Source organism: Kribbella sp., assembly GCF_035687465.1.
Classification (GTDB): Bacteria; Actinomycetota; Actinomycetes; order Propionibacteriales; family Kribbellaceae; genus Kribbella.
On record NZ_DASRXP010000570.1, the window covers coordinates 1 to 19196 of the forward strand.

Consider the following 19196-nt stretch of genomic DNA (forward strand, 5'->3'; position numbering starts at 1 on the left):
CAGCTGTGCAGGAAAGTGAAGATGGCGACGGCGCCCAGCGCCGGCCGGGACAGCGGCAGGGCAATGCGCCAGAACAGCCCGAACCGGCCGAGCCCGTCGATCCGCCCTGCCTCCTCCAGCTCCGGCGGCAGGGTGATGAAGAACTGCCGCATGATGAAGGTGGCGAGCACGCTGGGCGCGCCGAGGATCGGGATCAGGATCAGGATCAGCGGCCAGTGTGTGTCGACCAGCCCGAGTCCGTCGAACATCCGGTACAGCGGGATGATCGTCACCTCGCTCGGCACCAGCAGCCCGGCGAGCACGACCATGAACACGAGGCCCGAACCACGGAAGCGGATCCGCGCGAACGCGTAACCGGCCAGCGACGAGACCACCAGTGTGCCCACCGTGACGAGCAACGCGATGTAGAGGCTGTTCACGTACTGGCGGCCGAACGGCTGCAGCTCGAACACCTGCCTGTAGGCGTCGAGGGTCGCCGACCGCGGCCACAGCGACGGCGGGAACGCGAAGATCTCGTTCACCGGCTTGAGCGAGGTGGTCGCCATCCACCAGGTCGGGAACACGAAGGGGATGAGGCAGACCAGCAGCACCCCGTAGACCAGCAACTTCGTCCTGCGACTTATGCCGAGACTAGTCCTCATAGAAGCTCAACTTCCTGCGCATCCGCCATTGCAGCGCCGTCAGCGCGAGGACGATCACGAACAACAGCAGCGAGATCGTCGCCCCGTAACCAAAGTGATGGAACTGGAACGCTTGCTGGTAGAGGTAGTAGATGAGCACCGTGGTCGACGTCCCGGGACCGCCCTGCGTCAGGACGGCGATCTGGGCGAAGACCTGGAGGGATCCCACCACGGTGAGGATCGAGGTCAGCAGGATGGTCGGGCTGATCAGTGGCACGGTGATCCGACGGAACCGCGCCCACGCGCTGGCCCCATCGATCCGCGCCGCCTCGTAGAGCTCGGCCGGAACCCCTTGCAGAGCAGCGAGGAAGAGCACCATGTTGAGCCCGACATTCTTGAACAACTGCACCACGATCACCGAGATCATCGCGGTGGCGTCACCGCGCAGCCAGTTCGGACCGTCGATCCCCAGCAGCTCGAGGAACCCGTTGATCCCGCCGTTGTCCTGCAGCAGGAATCCCCAGACGATCGTCCAGGCGACCAGCGTCACCACGACCGGCGAGAAGAACAGCGTCCGGAAGACGACCGTGCCACGCAGTTTCTGGTTGAGCAGGACCGCGAGGAACAACGCCAGGCTGAGGTTCAGCACCACCAGGCCGAGCGAGAACAACCCCGTCGCCCGCAGGGCCGGTCCCAGCCGCGGGTCGTCGGCCAGCGCCGAATAGTTGCCGAGGCCAACGTAGTCGAAGGTGTCGGCGAGCACGCTCCACTCGTGCAGGCTGTACCAGACGACCAGCCCGAGTGGAACCAGTACGAAGGCGATGATCCCGGCCAGCTGCGGCGCCACGAACAGCCAGCCGGCCAGTTCGTCGCGCCGCCGCATGGTCCAGAACGGCGGCCGGTCGGGTGGCGGGCCGGCCACCTCGACCCGTTCGCGGACGAGGAGGGTCATTTGCTCAGCAGGGGGTTGATCTTCGCGCAGATCTCCGTGAGGACCTTCTGCACGTCCGCGTTCGGCTGCCAGAGCGGGTCGAGCGCCGCCCGCACCGTCTGCTGGACCTCGGCATAACCGGTGTGGCTGCTCTTGATGACACCGCTCTCGATGCCGTTGATCACCACACTCTGCAACTGGGCCGGCTTGAGCAACGGGTTCGCCTTGGCCAGGGTCGCGGTGGTGAGCTGCGACTTGCGCGGCGGCGGGAAGAACTGGGCCAGCTTGGCCGAGTTCTCCTGGTTGGAGAAGAACTTGAGGAAGTCCTTGGCCGCATCGACGTGCTCGCCGCGCTTGAGCACGCCGATCCCCGCCTGCCCGACGACGGCGTACTCGCCCTTGGGGCCGGTGGGCAGCGGGACCAGGTCCCACTTGAACTTCGCCTTCTCCAGCAGCGCCGCGCGGGAGATCTGGGTCAGCACCATCGCGGCGTCACCGGCGTAGAAGTCACTGGTGATACCCGGGCCCGGCATCGCCTTGTCGGTGAAGGCCATCTTGTGGATGAAGGTCATCGCGTCGACCATCTCCGGCTTGTCGAACTCGCAGGTCTTGCCGTCCTCGCTCCACGGCCGCGCGCCCCAGCCACCCCAGACCGCGGTCAGGGTGTCCCAGCCCTTGAAGTCGAAGTCGCCGACGACGATGCCGCCCTTGCCGCTCTTCTGCTGGACGGCGGCCCCCGTGGCTGCTGCCTGCTCCCAGGTCCAGGTGCCGGCGGCAACCTGTTGTGCGGGTGTCTGCCGTCCGGCCGCCGTCACCAGGTCGGTGTTGACGAAGACGCCCATCGGTGAGGTCGAGAACGGATACGCGAACAACTGGCCGTCCTGCTCCCAGTTGGTCGTGGTGCTGGGCAACAGGTCCGGATCCTTGTCGATCGGCGCCAGCGCACCCGAGGTGACGAAGTCCGGCGCGCTGCTCTCCAGGATCCAGGCCAGGTCCGGGACGTTGCCGCCGCCGATCTGGGTGGTCAGCGTGGTGGTGTAGTTCTCCATCGGGATCGACTCGAAGGTGATCTTGCCGACCTCGGGATGGTCCTTCTTGTAGGCGGCGGCGATCTGGTCGAAGAGCGCCGTGTGCTTGGCGTTCGCGCTCCAGATCGTCATCCGCAGGTCGACCGGTCCCTGGGAGCCCGGGTCGTCGGAGTCGCCGCCGCAGCCGGCCAGTGCGAGTAGGGCCGCGGCCAGGCCGGCCGCCGTCAGTGTTCGGAGTTTCATGGTCAGTCCTCCATCAGTAGCCGGTACTCAGTAGCCCGCGCTCAGTAACCTGAGATGGCCGGCCAGCTCAGTTCGACGCCCTGGGCGACCAGTCGTGCCTGGAAGTCGCTGAGCAGAGCAGGGGTGTTGCGGACCGCGCGCGGGGTGACGCCGCGGTCCAGGCAGAAGGCAGCGAGCAGTCCGGCGGCCTCGCCGACGTTCCACTCGACCGGGTGCAACCGGTAGCAGCCATTCGTGATGTGGGTGGTGCCGAGGTTCTTGTTGGCGGGCAGCAGGTTCTCCACCCGCTGCGGGATCAGGGCCCCCAGCGGGATACGGAACGGGCTGCTCGCCACGTCGATGTAGTTGTCGCCGCCGGTGGAGGGATGCAGGTCGATCCGGTACATGCCGACGCCCACGCTGTCGTCGTACTCGACGGCGCCGCGCGAGCCGCGGACCGCGACCGAGAGGTCCTGCTCGACGATCGTGTACTCCGCCGCGATCCGCCGGGACTCCCGGATGTACGGCGCTTGCGCCAAACCATCGGTGGATTCGAGCAGGTCGCCGCGCATCCGTAGGCCAGGGAAGCCCGTGCCGCCGTCGGGACGGGGCGCCTCGGTCTGCAGCCAGTAGAAGACAGCTTGGGACAGCTCCTTGGCTGCCTGCAGGTGTCTGCCGGCGTCGGGGACGTCGATCACCGGTCCCTCGAAATAGTCGACCATCGGCCAGTTCACCAGGCAGATGTCGCTGTCGTAGGCGCCCGGCAGGAAGTGCTGCCGGGCCGCGATCCGCCGGAAGGTCCACAGGTTCATGTCACCGCCCGTACGCCGTTGGTCCGCGACCACCGCGAGCGGATCGTCGTCCGGGTTCGGGGTGAACGTGCGCCGGGCGATCTTCAGCGTTCGAGGGTCCGGCGCCTGCCAGGAGAGCAACCGATCACCCCAGAACGGGGGCTGGTAGTTCCGCCAGAAGGCGTAGTTCGCCGGTTTGTCCCCGACGTGGTCCCCGTCGACGTGATCCACCGCGAAGCAGTACGACACGGCCTGCATGTTCAGCGGCTGGGCCTCGGCCGGTGCACTCGGCTCCCCGGTCGTGCTCTGCGCCTCGAAGCCAGTCACATACTCCGTGTTCGTCAGCGGCAGGAGCTCGCCGGTCTCCGTCGCATCCAGCACGTACGGCGCGGTCAGGGTGAGCTGGTCGCCAGTGTCACGGTGCTCAACGACCACAGAGGTCACGCGGTCGCCTTCGTTGCTAGCAGCAACGGGTCTGTACGGCTGTAGGACCTGCAGGCGACGGCTCGCCCGGTAGGGAGCCAGCATGGACTCCAGCACGGCAACAGCAACGCGCGGCTCGTGGCAGAGCTTCGACACATAACCGGCGCCGGGGTTGAGCTCCTTGGCCGCCAGTGACTTCGCGGTGAGCGGGTAATAACGCCGGTAGTAGTCGCGAATCCCCTCCCGCAGTGCGCGGTACGAGGCAGTCACGCCGAACTGTTCCACCCACGTGTGCTCGTCGGGCGGCACGGCCTGGCTGGTCAGCTGACCCCCGAGCCAGTCGAACTCCTCGGTCATCACCACCGACCGCCCAGAGCGCAGGACCGACAGGGCGGCGGCTACCCCACCGAGCCCGCCGCCGATCACCAGGACATCCGCGTCCATCTAGGAACCCTTCGGTGCGGTCAGCGTGGTGCCCTCGGCCAGCTCGCACGGGAGCAACAGTTGGGTGTCGGCGGCATTGCCACTGAGAATGGCCTCGAGCAGTTCGGTCGCCCGGCGACCCATCTCCCGACGCGGGACGTGGAAACCGCTGAAGTCGATATCGGTGGCAGCCGGCCGCGTCGGATCACCCAGCGCCACCACCGACAACTCAGCCGGTACGTCGATCCCGCGCGCCGCGGCGGCCTCCACCAGGGCGACGGCATCGGCACGATCCTCAACGACGGCGACGGTGATTCCCGTTGCCAGCAAGGCATCCAGCACTTCGGCGGGAGTCCGGTCGCCGGTCTGCTCCTGTGGCGCCCGGCGACCGGCAGCGCGGCGGAAACCACGGAGCCGGTCGGCCGAGGACTCCGCCCCGACGCCCGGGCCGACGAACGCGATCCGGCGATGGCCGAGGGCCAATGCCCGCTCGACGACGGTCGCGGTCCCGGTGGCGTAATCGGCGCCGACGTAAGGCACGGGACCACCTGCATCGTCGCGACGGCCGACGGAGACGAACGGATACTGCTCGGCGATCAGCCGGGCCAGTTCGTCCCGCGGGATCTGACGTCCGAGCAGCAGACAACCGTCGGCGATCCGCAGCCGGTTGTTCTCGTGGAAGATCTGCCGACGGCCCTCGGTGACCGGCGCGCTGGTGAACAGCAGCAGGTCCCAGCCGAGGCGCTCGGCGCAGTCCTCGATCCCGGCCAGGAACGGGTGGTAGAAGTCGCCGCTGGCACTCGGGAACACCGATTCGTAGGTGAAGACGCCGAGGATCTGGTTACGCTGCTGCAGCATCTGACGAGCCAGCGGATCGGCCTGGTAGCCGGTCTCGCGGATCACCTTCAGCACCCGGTCGCGGGTGGCCGCGGGGATCCGCGCCGAGTCGGAGATGCGGTTGTTCAGCACTAGCGAGACGGTGGTCTGGCTGACCTTCGCCAGCCGGGCGATGTCCCGCTGCGTGAGCCGGGGAGCCGCTTGAGGTGACGCCTTGTCCGGCATCGGCGATACCTCCAGATCGTCTGAGTAATACGCATTTGCGTCTCTTTGGCCGGAACCGTAGCCCTGTGCTCGCTGGGCCGTCAAGAGGTGAAGATCAGTGATAATGCGAATTAGCGCCGACGGAATCTTGACCCGGCCGACTCCGTGGATGAAACTCACGGCAACCAGCGGGCCGCACTACGGTCAGGAGCCGAAGATGATCAGCCGTTCGCCCTTCACTCGTCGGCCCTTCACTCGTCGACACTTCCTCGGAACCTCCATCGGTACGGCAGCAGGTCTGGCCGTCGCGCTCCCGGCGGAGGCCGGGTCCGACGGCCGGGAACGGGACCCGGTCCGCTTCGGCTCGGCGTACGAGGGAAGGCCGCCGGATCCGACCGCGGTGCTGCTGGGATCGGCCGGGTTCGAGGTGCACAGGAACGGGGTCGGCGACGACACGGCGGCGTTGCAGGCGGCCGTCGACGAGGCATCGCGGCGGGGTTGCGCGAACCAGCTCGGCGACATCCTCGGTGGGGTGCGCGGATTCCCGCTCGGGGATGGCGGCGGTGTGGTGCTGGTGCCGGCGGGGACCTATCGGCTGAGCGCGCCGATCGATGTGCACGACTCGGTGCGGATCATCGGGTTCGGCCGGACCCGGCCGCGGTTCGTGCTGGCGGCGAACAGCCCTGGCTATGCGGGTGGGGTGCCGCGGGACGTGTTCGCGTTCCGCCGTCGGCCGGTCGGCGGGGTGATCACGTATGCGAACAACGACACGTTCGGCTCGGGCCTGATCAACTTCGACATCGCGATCGGGCCGGGCAATCCCAACGCGATCGCGGTCCGGTTCGCCGGCGCGCAGCTTTGCCTGCTGCAGGACCTGGACATCGACGTCGGCGACGGCTGGGCCGGGATCGACCACAACGCGAACCTGATCCAGCGCGTCCGGGTACGCGGCGGAGCCGTCGGGCTGAACGCGTTCGCGGCCTCGGCGGGCTGGCAGACGACCGTGCTGGACTGTCGTTTCACCGACCAGCGGGAGACCGCGATCAGGACGAACAACGACGCGAAGCTGGTCCTGGTCAGGACGGTGATGTCCGGTGCGCCCCGGGGCGTCGAATGCGTACCGGGTCAGCTCCTCCATCTCTACCTGCAGAGCTGCGTGCTGGCCGACCTCTCCGACGCGGGCATCGTCGTGAACGACAGTGATCAACTGCCTGGCGCCGAGAATCCGCTGATCAGATACGGCAACCAGCTGAACGTGGTCGACAGCGTGGCCCGGCGTACGAAGACTGTGTTGGCCCTCACGCAAAGCGGTCAGCGGGTGAAAGTGCCATGGGGGAGTGCGGGGATTCGCGAGCTCACGTACGGGCTGCGGGTCGAGCGGTCGCTGACAGCGGGCGAGACTCGCTCCGACGGAGTGGCGTGTTCCTTCGGGGGTTCGTGGAAGGACGACGCGATCCTGCGGTCCGACGTACCGGATCTGCCGCCGGTGTCGTCGTGGGTGAGCATCACCGAGGTGGCGGCCATGATGGGGCGCACGGTGGGGAGCGGGACCGCCGATGACCTTCCGGTGTTCCAGGCGGCGGTCGATCGGCACGAGACCGTCTTCGTGCCGATCGGTGAGTACCTGCTGTCGGGCACCCTCCGGCTGCGACACCGCACGAACCTGATCGGCCTGCACCCTCGCCAGACCTGGCTCCGGATCCCTGACGGCGACCCGCGGTTCGGCGATCCGGACCGGCCCCAAGCGCTGGTCGAGACGCCGCTCGGCGGGCGCAACATCGTGCACGGGCTGGGATTGGACACCGCGAAGGACACCGCTGGTTCGGTCAACCTCAGCTGGCGATCCGGGCGCGGGTCGTACCTGGCCGACATCACCACCCAGTTCGTCAAATGGCATCCCGAGGACGTCGGCACTGGCGATCCCGGTTACACCTACCGCGGTCGGCACAAGTACGGCATCTGGGTCCGTGGCGGCGGTGGGGTCCTCTCGAATGTCTGGAGCGCGAACGGCTGGGCGGACAACGGCCTCCTGGTGGAGTCGACCGTCGTCCCGGCCGCGGCGTACGAGTTGTCGATCGAGCACCACGAGAACCGCGAGGTCGTCCTGCGGCGGGTGGCGAACTGGCAGTTCCTCGGCCTGCAGACCGAGGACCACATCTACGGCTGGCGTTCGCAGGCGGTCGAGATCGAGGACTGCCGTGACCTGTTGTTCGCCAACTCCGTCTTCTTCCGGGTCGCGACCGTCCTCGGCCCCTCGCCGTACGGCGTCGGTCTGCGCGGATCGCGGCGCATCACCTTCCGGGGGAACCGGGGGTATCGCGACAAGACGCCCGAGTTCACCCAGTGGGGGGTTGCGGTGGCCGATGTGAAAACCGGTCGTGCCGTGCCGGGCCTTGAGTTCGCAGTGGTGGAGGTGCGGTGATGTTTCGTCGGGTGAGTGCGGTGATAGCGGTCGTGGCCTTGCTGGTTCCACTCGCCGCAGTGCAGGCCGGCTCGGCTGCGGCGGCGTGTGATCGTGACGCGGCCGAGCTGATCCCCCCGGCGGGGAAGGCGCACCTCGGGGCCTATGTGTACGCCGGCAACGAGCTTGGGTTGTCGCAGCCGGAAGCGCTGGAGTCCCAGATCGGTCACCAGCTCGGGATCAACCACAGCTTCCAGCACGGCGCACCCTCGGTGCTGACGGCAAGGATCCAGGCGGACATCGACGCCGGCCGGATCCCGATGATCTCCTGGGCCGCCGGCGACCAGGCCGAGCTGGGGAAGATCGACCTGGGGCAGAAGGACGACTGGATCGACGCCCAGGCCCAGGCTCTGGCGGCGTTCTGTGTGCCGATGTTCCTGCGGTTCACCTGGGAGTTCGACCTTCGCTACACCGACACCGCCTTGTTCGTGCGGGTCTGGCAACGGGTCCGGGATCACTTCCGGACGGTCGCGCCGAACGTGGCGTTCGTCTGGAACCCCACCTGGCGTGCGTTCAGCGAGACCGACAAGGCCGTTCCCTTCTATCCCGGGAACGACTATGTCGACTGGGTGGCCGCGGACGGATATGCACGGCCGAAGCCGGACAAACCGGAGTACCACTATCGCGCCTTCGCCGACATGTTCGCCGACGCCCACGCGTTCGCGGTCAGCCACGGGAAGCCGTTCATGGTCGGCGAGACAGGTGTTCATCGCGACGAGGCGGATCCGCGGCAGGCGAGCTGGCTGAACACCACTCGCACTGTGGTGAAAGCGCAGTACCCCGCGCTCAAGGCCTTCCTGTACTTCCATGTCGACGGTGACGATCTCGACAACCACTGGCGAGTCACCGTCCCGCCTGGCGGGCCGGCTCTGCAAGCGTTCCGGGCCTACGCCACCGACCCGTTCTTCAACCCCTGAGCCGACGTCGCCGGGATCGACCTGTCAAGGTTTCGCGGGTGTCCACAATCGGTCATTGATTCTGTGGGCAGGGTCTTGTCTGAACCGGTTCGGTGGACTAGTTTCTCGGGCCAAGGCAAACGCTTTCCCTACGGCTGAGGCTTTCCGGAGGTAAGAAAGTATGAGCGCGCTGGGAGAACTCGAAACGCTCGGACGGATGAAGGCGGCCGGGCCGCCAGACCGGGCCGGCAGGGCTGGGAAGGTCCACCAGCCGAAGACCTCCAAGAAGGACAATCTGGCGGCGTACCTGTTCCTCACACCGTGGTTGCTCGGATTGTTCCTGATCACCGTCGGGCCGATGCTCGCGTCGCTCTATCTCGCCTTCACGGATTACAACCTTATCCAGGCGCCGCAATGGATCGGGTTCGAGAACTTCACCCGGATGCTGTCCGACGAGCGGCTGCACAACTCCCTGCGGGTGACCTTCACCTACGTGTTCGTCTCGGTGCCGCTGCAACTCGGCGTAGCTCTGCTGCTGGCGGTGGTGCTGGACCGCGGGGTCCGCGGAATGGCCTTCTACCGTTCGATTTTCTACCTCCCGTCGCTGCTCGGGTCGAGCGTGGCGATCGCCATCCTGTGGAAGCAGGTGTTCGGCACCGAGGGCCTGCTGAACCAGGTGCTCGCGCCGCTCGGGATCGAGGGAAGAGGCTGGATCTCTGACCCGAGCACGGCCCTCGGCACCCTGGTGGTGCTGAACGTGTGGACCTTCGGAGCCCCGATGGTGATCTTCCTGGCCGGCCTGCGTCAGATCCCCGCCATGTACTACGAGGCCGCGGCCGTGGATGGTGCCGGCACCTGGCGCCGGTTCCGCAGCATTACGCTGCCGCTCCTCACGCCGATCATCTTCTTCAACCTGGTGCTGCAGATCATTCACGCATTCCAGTCGTTCACCCAGGCGTTCGTGGTGTCGGGCGGCACCGGTGGCCCGTCGGATTCGACGATGTTCTACACGCTCTATCTCTACGACCGTGGCTTCGGCAATTTCGACATGGGCTACGCGTCGGCGATGGCGTGGTTCCTGCTCGTCATCATCGGGGTCTTCACCGCGGCGAACTTCGTCGCCTCGAAGTACTGGGTGTTCTATGACGACTGAGACGCTCCGCGTGGCGAACCGTCGGACCGCTGGGATCACCCCGGCCCGGTTCCGTCCGGTCTTGACGCACCTGGCCCTGGCGGCGGCCGCCCTGGTGATGCTCTACCCGGTCATCTGGATGGTGGTCAGCTCGCTACGGCCCGGAGACGAGATCTTCCGCGAGCCGGGGCTCCTGATCCGCGACCTGGAGATCAGCAACTACCGGGTCGGCTGGAACGCGCTGACCGAGCCGTTCACCCGCTACCTGCTGAACTCGGCGGCCGTGGTGTTCGGCGCGATCCTGGGCAACCTGGTGTCCTGCTCGATGGCGGCGTACGCGTTCGCCCGGCTGGAGTTCACCGGGAAGAAGTTCTGGTTCGCGATCATGCTGGTCACGATCATGCTGCCGATCCACGTGGTGATCGTGCCGCAGTACATCCTGTTCTCGCAGGCCGGCTGGATCAACACGTTCCTGCCCCTGGTGGTGCCGAAGCTGCTCGCGACCGACGCGTTCTTCGTGTTCCTGATGGTGCAGTTCATCCGTGGCATCCCGCGGGAGCTGGACGAAGCCGCCCGGATCGACGGCTGCGGCCGGGCCGGCATCTTCCTGCGGGTGATCCTGCCGCTGATGGTGCCGGCGCTCGCGACCACCACGATCTTCACGTTCATCTGGACCTGGAACGACTTCTTCAGCCAGCTGATCTACCTGACCGATCCGAAGATGTACACCGTCCCGGTGGCCCTGCGCTCCTTCGTCGACTCGACCGCGAGCACGTCCTGGGGATCGCTGTTCGCGATGTCGGTCGTGTCGCTGGTCCCGGTCTTCCTCGCCTTCCTGATCGGCCAGCGGTACCTGATCAAGGGCATCGCCACCACCGGTATCAAGTAACCCGAAAGGTGCAAACCATGAGGCCGCTCTCTCCTCCCACCGCACCGCCTCGCCGGCGGCTGCGCGCCCTTGCCACTGTCGCGATGGCAGCAGCCCTGCTGGCCGCCAGTGCCTGCGGCGGCGACTCCGGCGGCGCCTCCGCGAACGGCGAGGTCACGCTCCGGTTCAACTGGTGGGGCTCCGACACCCGGCACAAGATCACTCAGCAGGTGATCGACCAGTTCGAGAAGGACCACCCGCAGATCAAGGTCAAGGGCGAGTTCGGCGAGTGGTCCGGCTACTGGGACAAGCTCGCCACCACCGTCGCCGCCAATGACGCCCCCGACGTCATCCAGATGGACGAGAAGTACCTGCGCGAGTACGCCGATCGCGGCGCGCTGCTGGATCTCAAGAAGGCCGACGGTCTGGACACCGGGAAGTTCGAGCCGGACACCCTGGGGGCGGGGGAGTTCGATGGCGGCCTGTACGGGCTGAACGCGGGGATCAACGCCTTCACCATCGTGGCGAATCCGGCTGTCTTCAAGGCTGCCGGCGTACCACTGCCGGATGACAAGACCTGGACCTGGGACCAGTACAGCAAGCTCGCCCAGGAGATCAGTGTGAAGCTGAACGGCAAGGGCTGGGGCACGGCGGCGTACGGGACGAACGATGCGAGCCTGAACATGTGGGCCCGGCAGCACGGCCAGTCGCTCTTCACCAAGGACGGCAAGCTCGGCGTGACCGCGGAGGGGCTGACCGAGTACTGGACCAACCTGGTCAAGATGCAGGAAGCGAAGGCGACGCCGTCGGCGGAGTTCACCTCGCAGGACATGAACGCACCGCTCGACCAATCCGGGATGGCGACCGGGAAGCTGGCCATGTCCTATGCCTGGAGCAACCAGTTGAACGCCCTCAGCAAGGCGTCTGGGGAACAGCTGAAGGTGCTGCGGCTGCCGAGTGTGACCGGTAAGGCGAGCGAGAACGGTGCCTACTACAAGGGCTCGATGTTCTGGTCGATCTCATCGCGGTCGAAGCATCCGAAGGAGGCCGCGGAGTTCGTCAGCTATCTGGCGAACAGCCCGGCCGCGGGGAACCTGCTGCTGGCCGAGCGAGGCGTACCGCCGAACACCGAGATCCGCGCGGCAGTCGCGCCCAAGCTGCAGCCTGCGGACGCGGCCTCGGCGGCGTTCATCCAGACGATCTCGTCGGAACTCGGTGAGCCTTCGCCGCCACCTCCGGTCGGTGGTGGTCAGGTGGAGAAGATCATCCAGCGGTACACCACCGAGGTGCTGTTCGGCCGGCTGAAGCCCGACCAGGCCGCGACGCAGTTCCTCAAGGAGATGGACGGAGAGCTGAACAAGTAATGGTGCCTCTAGCAACCGGTCGCCAGTGATCGCACCTCGGGTGGCCGTGGTAGGCGTCCACGGCCACGGGGCAACGCATGTGCGGCACGTCGCCCGGTTGGCGGCGGCGGGGCGCGCCCGCCTCGTCGCCGTCGCCGACCCCCGACCACCTGCTGACGAGTTTCCGGGTGTTGCTGTGTACCCGGATCTGACGGCGCTGCTGGCTGAGACGGAGATCGACGTCGCAGTGATCAGTACTCCGATCCAGACCCATGCCGCGTTGGCGGAGCTGGCTCTGCGGGCCGGTGCGGACGTTCTCCTGGAGAAGCCGCCGACTGCTTCGTTGGCGGACTTCTCGCGGTTGTTATCCGTGGTTGAACAGACTGGCCGGAGTTGCCAGGTTGGGTTCCAGGCTGCGGGGTCTCACGCCGCGCGGGCATTGGCGTCGATGGTGGCGGAAGGTCAGCTCGGCGAGGTCCGGGGGATCAGCACGGTTGGCACGTGGGTGCGGACAGCGCAGTACTGGCAGCGTGCGCGATGGGCGGGGCGCCGGACGCTCGATGGTGTTGCCGTGGTGGATGGCGCGGTCACGAACGCCTTCGCTCATGCGACAGCGGCAGCCCTCATGATCGACGGCTCTACCCGCGCGGACCAGGTGCGAGCGGTCGAGACCGAGCTGTTCCGCGCGAACCCGATCGAGTCCGATGACACCTCGACCGTCCGGACGACAACGACCCGCGGAACAACGGTGCTGACCGCGCTGACACTGTGCGCGGCGGAGCACGACGGCGAACCAGCGATCATCGTCCACGGTTCAACGACCCGCGCAGTACTGCGGTATTCCCATGACCGCCTGGAGCTCACCACCAAAGGCGAGACCACCGTCACGCAGTACGAGCGAGACGATCTCCTGGAGAACCTTCTCGACCACCGACAAAACCCGGACGTGCCGCTACTAGGTCCACTGGCAGCAACAGGCGCCTTCACCCAAGTCCTCGAGGCAGTCCGCCTGGCCGACTCGCCAACCGAAATCCCCGCCCACCAAATTCGCTGGGAAGGCAACGATCTCCAACGCCACCCCATCGTCCTGAACGTCGAACACTGGGTCACCCGCGCCGCCGAAGACCTAGCCCTCTTCACCGAACTAGGCGCCCCGTGGGCGAGGTAGCCCGGTCCGCACCACTCAGAGGAGCTGCCTCGCCGCCTTGCGCAGGGTCGCCAACTCGGCGGCGGCCCAGCCTTCGTGGAGGGACTCGGTGCCGCGGATGAGTGGTTTGTCGTGGAGGTGGAAGCGGAGGTTGAAGATGCTGCCGACGACGGCAAGCCACGGGATTGCTTCCACGTCAGCGAGTCGGCGCTTGCTGGAATAGCCTGCGGCGAACGCGTCCCAGTGCGGAGTTGATGCCACGCCGGTGAAGTCGGCGGCGCGGTAGCCGGGTGCCGAGAGGTCGAAGTCGTGGAGGGCGAGGCCTTGGTCCGTGCGGAGGACGTTGTCGAGGGTGACGTCCCCGTGGCAAACGCCCCACTCGAGGGTGTCGGCGTACTGCGTGAGGTGGTTCCGTACTGCGGTCGCCAACTCGTGGCACAGGTTTCCCTCCGAAGGTGCAAGTCGCGGGAGGATCTTGTCGAGTGGTTCGTCGAGGCGGTGCTGAAGATCCGCCGGACGTCGCGGGTAACTCGACGAGAAAACTTCGGTGGCCTCGTGGAAGGTGGCGAGCAGGCGGCCGAAGTCGGCGTACAGGTCGTCGGTGAACGGAGGCTCCGGCTTGGTGCCGGTGATGAACGTGGAGAGGACGAAAGGCCGCTCGCCTTCGGCCGCTTCGAGTAGTCCTACTTCGGAGCCGTCGGCAAGTGGTTGGACCCTCGGGACCAGGAGGCCGGCGTCGACCAGGTGGGCCGAAAGCCCTGTCTCCCAAAGGATTTCAGCTGGTTGCCTGGTGCCGGCGTTGTAGAGCTTGAGGACGTACTTGCCGTCCGGCGCGACGACCTCGTAGACGTCGTTGACCAGCGAACGGAGCAAGGTGCAGCCGGCGAAAGCGAGGCCGTAGACGTCGGCGAGCTGGATGCGAAGAGCCTCGGGATCGGGCAGTGAGCGCAACGTCGGGATCATCCTCGCGAGAGTACGGCGCTGACGTTGGCGGCGCGGGTGAATTTCGGGATAGAGGTGTGAAGTCGGGGTTGGTGGGGAGGTAGGGGTGGCAGTAGGAGAACGTTTCTGGATTCGCCTCCCCTCTGGGGGCCAGAACCGGTAGCCTCATCCAGCCACCTGGGGAGGCGACGCATGACCATCACCGACGAACTGCCGGAGAGCCCAAACCGGTCAGGAGACCACGTCTTGCAGGAGAACACCACCAGCACCAGTACTGGCGAACTCGTCAACGTACCCCTCACAGGTGCGGACAAGGTCGCCTACGCCTTCTACGCCACCGCGGCGACCGCCGCACTCGTCGGTCAGGTCTGGGCCGGCGTCACCCACATCCCATGGCCCGAGGAAGGCTTCTCGCCGTTCCTCAAGATCGCCCTCGTCACCCCCGCGGTGGCCGTCATCGAGCTCGGTGGTGTCGCGACTGCGGCGCTGGCCGATCTGCGCCGGCGCAAGGGTGAGCAGGCCTACGCCTACCGGGCGATGTCGCTGTTCGCGGCGATCGTCGCACTGGTCTTCAACGTGGTCGGCCACTGGCGGCCGGAGGAGCGGTTCCTCGCCTTCGGCTTCGGCGGTCTGTCCGCGTTCGCCTATGTCCTCTGGCTGATCCACAGCTCGGCGCGTCGCCGCGACGCGTTGCGGGTCGCGGGTCAGATGGCGAACACCGGACCCGTGTACGGCGTGGTCCAGTGGGCCCGCGAACCCAGGGTCACCTGGCTCGCGAGGTCCCTCGCCCTCGAGCACGGGTACGGCCTGTACGAGAGCCTGCGCGCCGCCCGTGAGCAGATGCGCAACAAGGCCCGGCGGGATGCGATCGCCGGAACCGTTGCCGAGTACATCCGTTCGGAGCACCAGGACGAGCGGCTCGCGAAGATCGCCGAGACGACGTACGACCCGGACCGGCTGGCCGGGATGCTCGAGGAGCGGATCAACTACGAGGTCGTCACGAACAAGCTGACCCTGGCGATCTCCCCGCCGGCCCCGCCGGAGCCCGAACCACAGCCGCAACCGCAACCGCAACCTGAACGGACCGACCTGCGCGCCGCGGTCTGGGTGGTCGAGGGCAGTACGCCGCCGCCGGTGCAGCAGATCCCCGTTCAGCAACTCCCGGCCCAGCAGTTGCCGGCTCAGCAGTTGCCGGTTCAGCAGGGCGGGGTCCCGCTGCGTGATGACGAGCAGTGGGGAGAGGCGATGACCGGCGAACTGATGGCGGTGGACTACCTCCCCTACGACCGCACTACAGACGACGCCGACGAGGCTGAGGTAGTGGAGGAGCACCAGCCGGTGCAGCAGGTTCCGGTGCAGGAGCAGTACGTCCAGCCGGTGCCGCAGTCGGTCGTGGAGCAGCAGCACGTCGTCGCGCGAGCCGTAGTACCGAAGCCGAAGCCGGCCACGCGGACCGCCGCTCCCAAGCCTGCCGCTCCGAAGCCTGTTGCCACGCAGCCTGTTGCGCAGCAGACGGTAGCCCAGCCGGTCGCGCCTGTACCGGTTGTCGAGGAGCCGACTGTTGTCGCGAATCCCGCTCCCCGGCCCGAGCCGATCCGGTCGGCGCCGGTAGCCCAGCCGGCGAGCGTCGAGCCGGCGATGGCCGAGCCGGCAGTGGTCGAGCCCGTGCTGTTGGAGATCGAGGAGCCGGAGGTCGTCGCTCGCGAGGTGACGGCCCGGACCACGGCGGCCGCGTCGCGCGGTACGGCGCCGAAGGCAAAGACCTCCGGCGGCGGCGACCTGGACAAGAAGCGGATGCGCGCCTGGGCCCTGCTGTCCAACTGGCCGTCGGACCGCGAGCGCAACGCGGAGACACTCGCCTCCGCGATCGCGTCGAGCCCGCAGGACGCCGCGGCGTTCATCGCGCAGTACGACGCCGAGCAAGGCAGCCTGGTCACGGCAAACCAGAACTGAGGCAACGCCCTGCGTCTGAGGTCACTCAGGCGCAGGGCACCAGCCGCAGCTCCAACTCGCTAGCCGAGGTTCACCGGGAGCTCGGCGAGGCCGCTGACCAGCACGCGGCGCCATTCGAGTTCCTCGGCCGGCTTCGCCAGGCTCATCCGCGGGAAGCGGCGCAACAGCGCGAGCAACGATTCCTGCAACTCGATCCGTGCCAGCTGCGCACCGAGGCAGAAGTGCGGCCCGAAGCCGAACGACAAGTGCTTGTTCTCCTGCCGATCCAACCGCAACTCATCCGGCGCCTCGTACGCCCGTGGATCTCGGTTCGCCGAATTCAGCGCCGCCATCACACCCTCACCGGCCTTGATCTGTACGCCGTGCAGCTCCACGTCCTCGACCGCCACCCGCAACTGCCCGACCTCGCTGAACCGGTTGAAGCGCAAGAGCTCCTCGACCGCGGAGGGAACCAGCGAGTGGTCCGCCACCAGCTTCGCCCAGTTGTCCGGCCATCGCAGCAGCGTGGCTACGCAGCTGGAGATCTGGTTCGCCGACGTCTCGTGCCCCGCGACCAGCAGGTTCACCCCGAACGAGATCAACTCCTCCTGGCTGAGTCGATCACCCTGCTCGCGCGCCCGGACCAGTTCGTCCAGCAGGTCCTCCGCCGGTTTGTCGCCGTTGGCAACCTTCTTCGTGACGAGCTCTTCGATGTACGCCGTCAGGTCCGTCATCGCTTGTTCGACGAGATCCTTCTCGGCCATCCGCATGCTGTAACCGAGCTCGGTCCACTCGCGGAACTGCTCGCGGTCGCTGTAGGGAACTCCGAGCAGCTGGCAGATCACCTGGATCGGCAGCGGCAGTGCCACCAGTTGGCGGATGTCCGCGCCATCACCCGCGGCGGCGACGTCCTCGGCGAGTTGCGCCGACAGCTCCGCGACCCACGGCCGGGTCCGCTCGATCCGCCGGTGCGCGAAGGTCGACGACACCAGCTTCCGCAGGCGGGTGTGCTCGGGCGGATCGGTCGTGGTCAGGCTGTTCGGCATCGGCTTGGCGAGCGCCACCCTCGGCGCCCCCTGCTTGACGACCGCAGCCCGCGAGAACCGCGGATCCGCGAGCACCAGGCGCACATCGTCGTACCGGGTGACGAGCCAGACCTCGGCGCCGGCCAGCGTCCGCACCCGCGCGACCGGCCGGTTCTCCCGCAGTTCCGCGAACGTCGGCGAAGGGTCGAACTGGAACGCATCCGCGAACGGGATATCAAGCACCGGCTCCGTCATACCCACGACCCTAAGCGGTTAGGTAACCCTTCGCCCCACGTCTCAGCGGGTCGTCACAGGCAGGCGCTTTCGTCCCAGAGGCAGTCGCAGCGGGCCTCGTCAAGGACCTGCAGAAGTCCGCTCAGTAGAGCTGGGATGTTGGGTTGCCGACGCCGCGGAGCAGGGTGTCGATCAACTGGGTCGCCAGCGCATCCGTGTCGGCGTCGTTGGCATCGGCGGTCGAGACGTCCTGACAGACCTCGTGGATCAGGGCGTAATAGACGCGGCGCGCCCAGACCGGATCGACATCCTCGCGGAGGATGCCGGCCTCTTGGGTACGGCGGAACAACTGGTCGCAGCGTTCGACCACCTCGGCATGGATCCGCTCGCTCTCGCTGCCCATTGCGAAGGCGCTGTTCATCGAGAAGCCCCAGGAGATCTTGACCTGCAGGACGTTCGCGGTCGCCTGGTAGAGCGCGACGAGTGGTGGTGACGACTCCGGCCGGGCCGCGTCTACCGCGTCCGCGAGTTGCCGGGTCGCCCAGGTCGCCATCGCGGTGATCAGCGCCTCACGGGTCGCGAACCGCCGATGCACGGTCGTCCGCGCAACCCCGGCTGCCGCCGCGATGTCCTCCATCGTGGCCGCCGGGTTCCGGCCAAGGGTCCGCTCGGCGGCCTCCATGATCGTCCGCACGGTCCGCTCGGCGTCCGCGCGAAGTGGGCGGGCAACGACTTCACTCATGCCCTAGAGCATACTCCAAGGTCACATGTTCTCGATTAGTTGCAACCTTAGTGTTGCAAGTAGTAGATCCTTCGCATCAACCGGTCTCAGACTCAGCTTTCCCAGACCGGGACGGACGGCAGGCCGCGGCGCCGACGGGCTTCGTCGGTGAGCTCCTGGATCAGCTCGGTCTTGGCGGCGGTGTAGTCAAAGCCGCTGAGACCGTCAGCGGCCAGCTTGCGCTTCAGTTCGCTGTACAGCCGGACAGCGTCTGGACTCTCCCGCAGGTGGTCGCGCAGGATCCGCTGATTGAGCCCGTCCCACACGTCGGTCGGGAACACATGCAGGTTGTGGGTCAGGACGCCGTCGACGACCCGCGTGTAGGTACGCCGCCCAGGTGGCCCGGCCGGCTCGTGCGTGAATCCCAGCGCGACCAGCCCGGAATCCTTGCCAGCAGCAACTTCCAGGTCGGCGGCGCGGGCCGCGATGTCGATCACGGGTTTCGCCACCAGCCCCGGCACCGCCGTACTCCCGATGTGCTCGAGTTCCGTCACGGCACCTCCGAACACCACCCGAAGTTCATCGGCCATCACGACGAACAACCTCGCCCACCCCTCGTCGTACTCGCTCAAGACCGTCATCGCCCACCCCTTCCGTCCCGGCAGAGGCTAGCCGCCGCTATCCCAAGCAGGGGTACCCCCGCGAGCGGCGGTACCCCGGATCGGGACTACTTGGTGTCGAAGGTGTAGATCGTGGTGGAGGTGTAGGTCTGGCCGGGGCGGAGGGTGGTGGAGGGGAAGTTCGGCTGGTTCGGTGAGTCCGGGAAGTGCTGGGTCTCGAAGGCGAAGGCGTCGCCCTGGCGGTAGGACTTGTTGCCGATGCCCTGGAAGGAAGCGTCCAGGAAGTTGCCGGTGTAGAACTGCGCGCCCGGCTGGCTGGTCTGCACCGTCACCGTCCGGCCGTCCTCCGGCTCCCAGAACCGGGCCGCGAACCGCACTCCGTCGCCGTCCGGCTTA

17 protein-coding genes are annotated in these 19196 nt (G+C 67.1%); 7 read left to right on the top strand and 10 right to left on the bottom strand.

The window, feature by feature from the left end:
• The 5 genes from VFG33_RS30225 to VFG33_RS30245 form a co-directional block, all read right to left on the bottom strand.
• Positions 1 to 605, bottom strand: a 605-nt coding sequence (locus VFG33_RS30225) for a carbohydrate ABC transporter permease (RefSeq protein ID WP_325056391.1), incomplete at its 3' end; no start/stop codon positions are given.
• A 25-nt stretch (positions 606 to 630) separates the two neighbouring features.
• Complete coding sequence (locus VFG33_RS30230) at positions 631 to 1572, bottom strand: carbohydrate ABC transporter permease (protein WP_325056392.1); 942 nt, start codon at positions 1570 to 1572, stop codon at positions 631 to 633.
• Positions 1569 to 2822, bottom strand: a complete 1254-nt coding sequence (locus VFG33_RS30235) for an ABC transporter substrate-binding protein (protein WP_325056393.1) — start codon at positions 2820 to 2822, stop codon at positions 1569 to 1571. The genes VFG33_RS30230 and VFG33_RS30235 overlap by 4 nt, the downstream gene beginning before the upstream one ends.
• A 41-nt stretch (positions 2823 to 2863) precedes the next feature.
• Positions 2864 to 4459, bottom strand: a complete 1596-nt coding sequence (locus VFG33_RS30240; protein ID WP_325056394.1) for an FAD-dependent oxidoreductase — start codon at positions 4457 to 4459, stop codon at positions 2864 to 2866.
• The gene (locus VFG33_RS30245; protein ID WP_325056395.1) at positions 4460 to 5500 is read right to left on the bottom strand and encodes a LacI family DNA-binding transcriptional regulator; all 1041 of its coding nucleotides are present in this window, start codon (positions 5498 to 5500) and stop codon (positions 4460 to 4462) included. It lies immediately after the preceding gene.
• Positions 5501 to 5696: 196 nt separating this feature from the next.
• Here VFG33_RS30245 and VFG33_RS30250 point away from each other — a divergent pair, with 196 nt between their 5' ends.
• The 6 genes from VFG33_RS30250 to VFG33_RS30275 all read left to right on the top strand — a co-directional run bounded on the left by VFG33_RS30250 (position 5697) and on the right by VFG33_RS30275 (position 13347).
• Entirely contained in the window at positions 5697 to 7901 is a 2205-nt protein-coding gene (locus VFG33_RS30250; protein WP_325056396.1) for a glycosyl hydrolase family 28-related protein, read from the top strand.
• Positions 7901 to 8857 (top strand): glycoside hydrolase family 26 protein, encoded by a 957-nt coding sequence (locus tag VFG33_RS30255; protein WP_325056397.1) that lies wholly within the window; start codon positions 7901 to 7903, stop codon positions 8855 to 8857. The genes VFG33_RS30250 and VFG33_RS30255 overlap by 1 nt, the downstream gene beginning before the upstream one ends.
• 160 nt (positions 8858 to 9017) lie before the next feature.
• Entirely contained in the window at positions 9018 to 9989 is a 972-nt protein-coding gene (locus tag VFG33_RS30260) for a carbohydrate ABC transporter permease (RefSeq protein ID WP_325056398.1), read from the top strand.
• The gene (locus VFG33_RS30265) at positions 9979 to 10857 is read left to right on the top strand and encodes a carbohydrate ABC transporter permease (protein ID WP_325056399.1); all 879 of its coding nucleotides are present in this window, start codon (positions 9979 to 9981) and stop codon (positions 10855 to 10857) included. The genes VFG33_RS30260 and VFG33_RS30265 overlap by 11 nt, the downstream gene beginning before the upstream one ends.
• A 17-nt stretch (positions 10858 to 10874) precedes the next feature.
• Positions 10875 to 12200 (top strand): ABC transporter substrate-binding protein, encoded by a 1326-nt coding sequence (locus VFG33_RS30270; RefSeq protein ID WP_325056400.1) that lies wholly within the window; start codon positions 10875 to 10877, stop codon positions 12198 to 12200.
• A gap of 25 nt (positions 12201 to 12225) precedes the next feature.
• Positions 12226 to 13347 (top strand): Gfo/Idh/MocA family protein, encoded by a 1122-nt coding sequence (locus VFG33_RS30275; protein ID WP_325056401.1) that lies wholly within the window; start codon positions 12226 to 12228, stop codon positions 13345 to 13347.
• Positions 13348 to 13362: 15 nt separating this feature from the next.
• Here the strand turns inward: VFG33_RS30275 and VFG33_RS30280 are convergent, their stop codons facing one another.
• Positions 13363 to 14289 (bottom strand): phosphotransferase enzyme family protein, encoded by a 927-nt coding sequence (locus VFG33_RS30280; RefSeq protein ID WP_325056402.1) that lies wholly within the window; start codon positions 14287 to 14289, stop codon positions 13363 to 13365.
• A 171-nt stretch (positions 14290 to 14460) separates the two neighbouring features.
• Here VFG33_RS30280 and VFG33_RS30285 point away from each other — a divergent pair, with 171 nt between their 5' ends.
• On the top strand, positions 14461 to 16221 hold the full coding sequence (locus tag VFG33_RS30285; protein WP_325056403.1) for a hypothetical protein: 1761 nt from the start codon (positions 14461 to 14463) through the stop codon (positions 16219 to 16221).
• A gap of 59 nt (positions 16222 to 16280) precedes the next feature.
• Here VFG33_RS30285 and VFG33_RS30290 read toward each other — a convergent pair whose 3' ends face one another.
• The 4 genes from VFG33_RS30290 to VFG33_RS30305 form a co-directional block, all read right to left on the bottom strand.
• Entirely contained in the window at positions 16281 to 17480 is a 1200-nt protein-coding gene (locus VFG33_RS30290; protein WP_325056404.1) for a cytochrome P450, read from the bottom strand.
• Positions 17481 to 17601: 121 nt separating this feature from the next.
• The gene (locus tag VFG33_RS30295; protein WP_325056405.1) at positions 17602 to 18201 is read right to left on the bottom strand and encodes a TetR/AcrR family transcriptional regulator; all 600 of its coding nucleotides are present in this window, start codon (positions 18199 to 18201) and stop codon (positions 17602 to 17604) included.
• Positions 18202 to 18293: 92 nt separating this feature from the next.
• Positions 18294 to 18821 (bottom strand): GrpB family protein, encoded by a 528-nt coding sequence (locus VFG33_RS30300; RefSeq protein WP_325056406.1) that lies wholly within the window; start codon positions 18819 to 18821, stop codon positions 18294 to 18296.
• Positions 18822 to 18907: 86 nt separating this feature from the next.
• On the bottom strand, positions 18908 to 19196 hold a 289-nt coding region (locus tag VFG33_RS30305), incomplete at its 5' end, for an aldose epimerase family protein (protein WP_524538156.1).